Genomic DNA, 6,760 nt, shown 5'->3' on the forward strand with positions numbered 1-6,760 from the left:
GCGGCGATGTACGACCGGCCATCGGCATCGGCCATATGGGTGTAGTAGAGCCAGATTGTCCGGCCGGGCTGCAACGGATCACTGGGCAGGCGCTGGATCACGGCCGAGCGCCACTGTGGCAGTCGGGTGAGATAGCCATCGTACGCCGCCACCACCGGTGTTTGCCCCAGCCCATCCGGGCCGGTGGGGCCGAAGATGTCCAGCCCCTGGTGTGAGTGACCAGGACGGAAGGAGTCGCCCCACACAAAGCCGATCAGCCCGTCGGTCGGCATCACAAAGGGCGCCTGGCCGCAGCGCTCAGCCGCCCGAACAGTCCAGGCAGCATGTGCCTGGGGATCGCTCCAGAACTGGCGCAACTGACGGATGCGCCCGCCGGCCGGCGCCGACTTCAACCCCAGGTACAGGCCGGCACTGGCCAGAGCCACGACGGCCACCGCACCCAGGGTGATCGACCTGCGGGCGGAAAGCCCCCGGCCAGACAGCTTCAGGGTTCTACTCAATCCACCCGCCTCATGCGTCAAGACACAGCCAGTGCGGCGGGCCGCCTCACGCCGGCAGAGACATCTCGTGGTGCTCGGCGAAACAGATGGTCACCTGGCCGGGTGCCAGGGCCATCAGGGCTCGTCCGGCGGCCTGCCCCTGGGGAGATTCCATCGCCTCCATCAGGGCCTTGGCGCTGTCGAAGTAGAATTCGTGCACCAGGTGAGGCGCGGCTTCGCCCGCGGCGACGCCGGTGACCCGACCCACCGCCACGCGGCGCAGGCCGGGCATCCGCTCAACCACAGTGACGAATTGTTCGCTCCAGCGACGGTCAAACTCGACCACATCCTCGGGTCGACTGAACAACAGCACCAGCTTATGCAAGTTGCCTCCTCCCCCCGCGAGTACTAGTCCTGAGGCTCAGGTCTAATCCTTGGGTGCTATTGCCCGGTCACTATCCCTTCCTATATGGTAGGAGTGTAATCATTCGCCGCCCTACTGGGGGTCTTCATGCAGTTGGTCGCCCCACGTGGCCAGGGCCTTGTCGAATACGCCATGGTCATCTTGCTTGTCGGCATTGCCGTCATTATCACCTTGTCCATCTTCGGCACCGGCGTGGGGAACATGTTCAGCCAGATCGTCACGGGGATTTAGGAGCGACTCGGCTGGGTTCCCCTGTATGCCCCGAACCTGGATGCCGGGACTTCCGGCGCTTGACCGCGTTCTCCTCCGGTCCACTCCTGCAATCCTCGTCACTCGGAACAACTACCTGGCGCTTGGGGCTGAGCTGTCCTCAGCCGCCGCATCGCCGGCGCTCCGCACGGTCGCCTTCATTCGCCGCGCCAGTTCGCGGCGTGAGAGCAGCACCCTGCGGCCGCAGCCCAGGCATTTGATGCCAATATCTGCGCCTAGGCGCACAACCACCCACTCCGTGCTTCCACACGGGTGCGGCTTGCGCAGTCGCACGACGTCTTGCATCTTCAGATCGGGCAGCATGATCTGGGAGAATGATTATAGCATCGCTGGGTTGGTATAATTCTCCGCATGCTTGGACTGACCGTCGGCGCCCTGCTCTCACGCGTCTTGATCCTGGTCGTGGCCTTCACCGTCCATGAGTTCGCCCACGCCTGGTCGGCCAATGAACTCGGCGACGACACGCCGCGTTTGAACGGACGCCTGACGCTCAATCCGCTGGCGCATCTGGATGTGGTCGGCTCGATGCTGCTTCTACTGACCGGCTTCGGTTGGGCGAAGCCGGTGCCGATCAACCCGTACGCCCTGCAGCGCCGGATGCGGGCCGGCGTGATGCTGGTCGCTGGCGCTGGTCCATTCTCCAACCTGATCCTCGCCATCCTGGCCGCCATCGCGCTGCGCCTCGGGATCTCGCAGCCCCTCGTCAGCCAGTTTCTGCTGCAGTTCATCTTCATCAACCTGGTGCTGCTCTTCTTCAATATGATCCCTCTCTTCCCGCTGGATGGCGAGAAGGTTCTGGCCTACCTACTGCCCCCTCCGGGGCAGGATGCCATGGCCCGCATCCGTCCCTACGGCCCGATGATCCTGATGGGGATGATTGTGGTCGGTTCGCTGGGGGCGATCGACATCATCGGGGCGCTGGTGACCGGGCCGGCGATGTTCATGCTCTCGCAACTGGTTTGATGGACAGGGCCTCCTACCGCGCCCGCCAATTCCTGCGCGCCGTGATGGCCCGCCCTCGGCCCGAAGACCTAGCAAGCGCCGGCGCCATCCTGGGCCCGGAGTTGTACGACCTCTTCCTCCGCCTGCCGCCCCCGGATCAAGCCCATGCCTTGCAGGTGTACCGCAGCTTGCAGCGACAGGGCCACCGCCATCCCGATGTGCTGGCGGCCGGCTTGCTGCACGATGTCGGCAAGAGTCCGCTGCCGCTCCGACATCTTGATCGGGTCGCCGTCGTTCTAGGTCAAGCCTTCCTCCCCGGGCGGGCGCGCGCCTGGCAAGCAGGCGATCCTGCCGGCTGGCGGCGCGGCTTCGTCGTGGCTTGCCACCATCCGGAGTGGGGCGCGACAATGGTGGCCCAGGCCGGCGGCTCCGAGCGGCTGGTGGCTTTGGTCCGGAACCACCAGACCGGAACCGGCAGCGATCCCTCTCTGGCTGCGCTGCAGGCCGCCGATGGAGACAGCTGATGGACAAATCGATCGCCCTCGTCGGCCTCGATGTTACCGGGCAGTCGATCGGACTGGCCTTGCGCCAGGCCGGAGTCGATGCTCAGCGCGTCGGCCATGACAAGGACGGCGCAACTGCCCGGCAAGCGCAGGAAGCCGGCGCCGTTGACCGCCTCGAGGCTTCGCTCAAGTCGGCAGCTTCCCAGGCCCCGCTGGCCGTGGTCTCGGTCCCGGCCTGGAGGCTGGCCTCAACCCTGGAAGAACTGGCGGCCGCCCTGCCGGCCGATGCCGTTGTGCTCGACGCCTCTCCCCTGAAACAGCCCGCCCTGCAGGCTCTGCCGCAGCTGCGTTCCGCCGGCATCCACTACATTGGATTGACCCCGGCGGTCAACGGGGATCGGTTGCAGGCCGGCGAATTCGGCCACCCTACCGCCAGCGCCGACCGTTTTCGTGGCGGCGTGTTGGGGGTGATCTTGCCCCCTGGCACCCCCCAGGAAGCGCTCGACCTGGCGCTTCAGATGGCCGCCCTTCTGCAGGCTACACCGTACTTCCTGGAGGCAGGGGAAGCCGACGCCTGCGCCGTCCTCAGCGATGAGCTCCCGTCCCTGCTCTCGACCGCCTTGATGCATGCCAGCCTGTCTGAAACCGCATGGCGCGAAGTGCGGCGTACGGCCGGCCCTCCCTTTGTGGACATGGTCTCGCTCGGCCTGGCGCGTCCTTCGGAGGAGATCGCGCACGTGGCCCTCGCCGCCCGGACCTCCACCCTGGAGAAGTTGGATCACCTGATGCTCTCCCTGCAGGAGATCCGCCGCTTGGTCGAGGCCGGCGACGAGCCGGGTTTGCAGCGCATCGTGAAGGAAGCCGATACCGCCCTGCGCCAATTGCTGCAGGCCCGCATCCGTTCAGACTGGGCCGCCGAAGAGGTCGGTCAGCCGGTCGCCCCGGCGCGCGAAGCTCCATTCGCCCGGCTGTTCGGCTTCCGACGTCCAAGCCCTCGGGCCTGAGCGCCCACCCCCCATCGAGTCAGGCCGCCCGATGTCCCTGGCCCGCCTGTTTTCCGAGCCACGCTTCTGGCAGGAGGCGTCGAGCATGCCGGTCACCCGTGCGGTCAGCTGGCGCCTGAGCCGGCTGCGTCCCTTCGCCGGGCGGACGGTGGTCTTCGGCCATCTGCTGGTTTGGAATTCGCTGGTCGTTGCGGAGGCCCTGTGGCGCGGCGGAGCCCGGCTGGTGTTCAGCGATGCCCACGCCAGCCCGGCGACGCAGCCGTTGACCCATCACCTGCGCGAGCTGGGGATTCGAGTCTGGCCGGTGGCCGAGGCGGTGCGGCGCGGCGATCTCTACCTCGACGTGGGCGCCGTGCTGGGGCGTCTGCGCGCCCCGGCCGCCGCCGCCGAGGTCACGCGTACCGGCGTGCTGCACTACCGGTCGATCCCGTCCCCGGTAGTGAGCGCCGACGATTGTCGCGCCAAGTTGATTGAAGGCTTCTTCGGTACCGGCGACTCTTTTCTGCGCGCCTGGCAGCTGTTCCGTCCAGGCGAGCCCGTGGCCGGCAGGCGGTTGGTCTTGTTCGGCTACGGCAGGATCGGGCGGGGTGTGGCGCTCCGCACCCGCCGCGCCGGCATGCAGGTGTCCGTGGTGGACATCCGCCCCTCGGCCTGCCGCCGGGCGGCGGCGGAGGGCTTCGCCTGCATGGCGGTCTCCGAGGATCGGCGCCTGCGGCGGGCTCTGGCGCAGGCGCAGGTCGTCGTGGCCGTCACCGGCCAGCCCGGTGCTCTCGGGCGTATGCTTCCCCCGGCCTGGCTGCGCGCCGGCGGCCCGACCCTGGTCAACCTGGGCGCCGAAGACGAATTCGGACCGGAATTCGCGGAGGAGGAGATCCTGGGCGGCCGCGCCGTGCCGCTCAACTTCCATCTCGAACAGCCTACCCTCAACCGCTACGTCGACCCGCCGCTGGCGGCACACCTGTTGGCGTTGGAGGCCGTTGTCACCCAGCCCGGCCCGGCGGGTGTTCGTGCGTTGCCGCCAGCGATGGACGACTGGATCCTGCGCACCTGGCGCGCCGCCTGGCCAGGGGAGGATTTGGGCGGCATCGCGGGCCAGCTCGGTCTTTCCTGAGGCGTGGTTTTTGGCCTCAGCCGCTTCGGCGCCTATAATCCACCCGTGTCGAGGTACTTCTGCTACATCCTTTGCTGCCAGGACGGCAGCTTCTACACCGGATGGACGACGGACCCCCATCGTCGCCTGAAGGAGCATGCCGCTGGCCGCGGCGCTCGCTACACCCGCGCCCGGCTGCCGGTCGTCCTGGCCTATGTCGAAGCGCAGCCCGATCGCCCGGCGGCCATGAAGCGCGAGCGCGCTCTGAAGTGCCTCTCGCGCGATCGCAAACGCAGGCTGATCGGGTTCGAGGCCGCCCCGGAGGAAGATAAAGCCCATGCCTGAGCCAACCGCACTCCAGGCCGTTGCCCAAGAACTGGACAGCCTGCGCCAATCCGGGCTGTTCACCCACATCCGGACCTTGACCTCACCCCAGGGCGCCTGGGTCGTCGTCGACGGGCGACAGGTGCTCAACTTCTGCTCCAATAACTACCTGGGGCTGGCCAACCATCCTCACCTGGTGGAGGCGGCCAAGGCTGCCATCGACGAATTCGGAGTCGGGCCGGCCGCCGTCCGGACCATCGCCGGCACCATGGGCCTGCATCTCGAGTTGGAACGGCGGCTGGCCGCCTTCAAGGGCGTCGAAGCGGCCATCACCTTTCAATCCGGCTTCAACGCCAACCTGGGCACCATCCCCGGCCTGGTCGGGCGCGAAGACGTCATCTTCTCGGACGAGCTCAACCACGCCAGTATCATCGATGGCTGCCGGCTGTCCGGCGCCAGCGTCGTCCGCTACGCCCACGTCGATCCGCCCGACCTGCGGCGAGTGATCGTCGAGAACGGGAGCCAGCCCCACGGGCGGCGGCTGATCATCACCGACGGCGTGTTCAGCATGGACGGCGACGTTGCGCCGCTGGAAGCGATCTACCAGATCGCCCATGAGTTGGACTGCCTGCTGATGGTGGATGATGCCCACGGCGAGGGGGTGCTCGGGCGAGGCGGGCGCGGCATCGTCGACCACTTCGGGTTGCACGGCAAGGTCGATGTCGAGGTCGGTACGCTGTCCAAGGCCTTCGGCGTGGTCGGCGGCCTGGTGGCCGGCCGCCAGGTGATCATCGACTGGCTGCGCCAGCGCGCCCGCCCCTTCCTGTTCTCCTCCGCCATGACCGTTCCCGACGTAGCGGCCTGCCTGGCGGCGATCGACGTCCTCGAAGAATCAACCGAACTGACGCAGCGTCTTTGGGAGAACACCGAATACTTCAAACGCGAGATGCAGGGCCTGGGGTTCGACACCGGCAAGAGCACTACCCCGATCACGCCGATCATGCTGGGGGATGCACCCCTGGCCCAGCAGTTCAGCCGGCGGCTGTTCGAGAACGGCGTATTCGCCATGGCCATCGGCTTCCCGACCGTCCCCCGCGGCAAGGCGCGCATCCGGGTGATGATCTCAGCCGCGCACACCCGGGCCGACCTGGATCAAGGCCTGGCGGCCTTCGAAACCGTCGGACGCGACTTGAGCGTGATCTAGGGCCAGGCCGCCAGCCTGCAGGCCTCGCCCGAGGCGGCCGGGATTCCGCAGCAGATCCGCTCCATAGCCCACCCGGCGAAGCGGCGAATTCCCGTCGTCGGCCCGGGGCGCGGCCGATCCCGGCGCCGCACCGCCGCGCAACCAGGGTGAAAGTCGTGGTGCCCGTGCTGATGCACGGGCACCTCTTCGACCCGACTTGAAGGAGGAGTGAGGAGAATTCCGGCGTCAAGCCGCTCAGACGAAGGGATCGAAACCCGGGAGCGTCCCCGCCCAGCAGCACGTCGGCCGGTCGAGAGCGTTGCACTTCAGGCCGAGAGTGCAGCGGTGGCCGAGCACTCGCGCCGGCTGATCCGGCAGGATTTCCGACGGATAGACCACTTGCGCCTCCAGGACCACCTGCTCCTGAACCCGGTCGCAGAATTCACGCTGGACAGGCCGCCACTCGACCCAGGGCATCTCGCCCTCCTTCGCCAGAGCCGTCCTCGACTGCCACCACTGTAGCGGGCTGTTCCGAGGCGCC

Annotated in this window: 11 protein-coding genes; 7 read left to right on the plus strand and 4 right to left on the minus strand. The window is 67.5% G+C overall.

The window, feature by feature from the left end:
* Both MUO23_13410 and MUO23_13415 read right to left on the minus strand, forming a co-directional pair.
* On the minus strand, window positions 1–500 hold a 500-nt coding region (locus MUO23_13410; GenBank protein MCJ7513947.1), incomplete at its 3' end, for a hypothetical protein.
* 46 nt (window positions 501–546) lie between these two features.
* Window positions 547–864, minus strand: a complete 318-nt coding sequence (locus MUO23_13415) for an EthD family reductase (GenBank protein MCJ7513948.1) — start codon at window positions 862–864, stop codon at window positions 547–549.
* Between the two features lie 126 nt (window positions 865–990).
* On the opposite strand from MUO23_13415, the gene MUO23_13420 reads away from it, so the two are divergent.
* Entirely contained in the window at window positions 991–1,134 is a 144-nt protein-coding gene (locus MUO23_13420) for a pilus assembly protein (protein ID MCJ7513949.1), read from the plus strand.
* A 111-nt stretch (window positions 1,135–1,245) separates the two neighbouring features.
* Here MUO23_13420 and MUO23_13425 read toward each other — a convergent pair whose 3' ends face one another.
* On the minus strand, window positions 1,246–1,458 hold the full coding sequence (locus tag MUO23_13425) for a DUF951 domain-containing protein (protein ID MCJ7513950.1): 213 nt from the start codon (window positions 1,456–1,458) through the stop codon (window positions 1,246–1,248).
* A gap of 66 nt (window positions 1,459–1,524) precedes the next feature.
* Between MUO23_13425 and MUO23_13430 the strand changes: the two genes are divergently transcribed.
* The 6 genes from MUO23_13430 (at window position 1,525) to MUO23_13455 (ending at window position 6,240) form a co-directional block, all read left to right on the plus strand.
* The gene (locus MUO23_13430) at window positions 1,525–2,136 is read left to right on the plus strand and encodes a site-2 protease family protein (GenBank protein MCJ7513951.1); all 612 of its coding nucleotides are present in this window, start codon (window positions 1,525–1,527) and stop codon (window positions 2,134–2,136) included.
* The gene (locus MUO23_13435; protein ID MCJ7513952.1) at window positions 2,136–2,639 is read left to right on the plus strand and encodes an HD domain-containing protein; all 504 of its coding nucleotides are present in this window, start codon (window positions 2,136–2,138) and stop codon (window positions 2,637–2,639) included. The genes MUO23_13430 and MUO23_13435 overlap by 1 nt, the downstream gene beginning before the upstream one ends.
* A complete protein-coding gene (locus MUO23_13440; GenBank protein MCJ7513953.1) occupies window positions 2,639–3,622 on the plus strand; it encodes a prephenate dehydrogenase/arogenate dehydrogenase family protein in 984 nt (327 codons plus the stop codon). The genes MUO23_13435 and MUO23_13440 overlap by 1 nt, the downstream gene beginning before the upstream one ends.
* An 85-nt stretch (window positions 3,623–3,707) precedes the next feature.
* On the plus strand, window positions 3,708–4,733 hold the full coding sequence (locus MUO23_13445; GenBank protein MCJ7513954.1) for an NAD-binding protein: 1,026 nt from the start codon (window positions 3,708–3,710) through the stop codon (window positions 4,731–4,733).
* 45 nt (window positions 4,734–4,778) lie between these two features.
* The gene (locus MUO23_13450; protein MCJ7513955.1) at window positions 4,779–5,057 is read left to right on the plus strand and encodes a GIY-YIG nuclease family protein; all 279 of its coding nucleotides are present in this window, start codon (window positions 4,779–4,781) and stop codon (window positions 5,055–5,057) included.
* Window positions 5,050–6,240 (plus strand): glycine C-acetyltransferase, encoded by a 1,191-nt coding sequence (locus MUO23_13455; GenBank protein MCJ7513956.1) that lies wholly within the window; start codon window positions 5,050–5,052, stop codon window positions 6,238–6,240. The genes MUO23_13450 and MUO23_13455 overlap by 8 nt, the downstream gene beginning before the upstream one ends.
* A 234-nt stretch (window positions 6,241–6,474) precedes the next feature.
* Here MUO23_13455 and MUO23_13460 read toward each other — a convergent pair.
* The coding region (locus MUO23_13460) for a hypothetical protein (protein ID MCJ7513957.1) at window positions 6,475–6,760 on the minus strand (286 nt) is incomplete at its 5' end.

Source organism: Anaerolineales bacterium (assembly GCA_022866145.1).
Taxonomy (GTDB): domain Bacteria; phylum Chloroflexota; class Anaerolineae; order Anaerolineales; family E44-bin32; genus PFL42.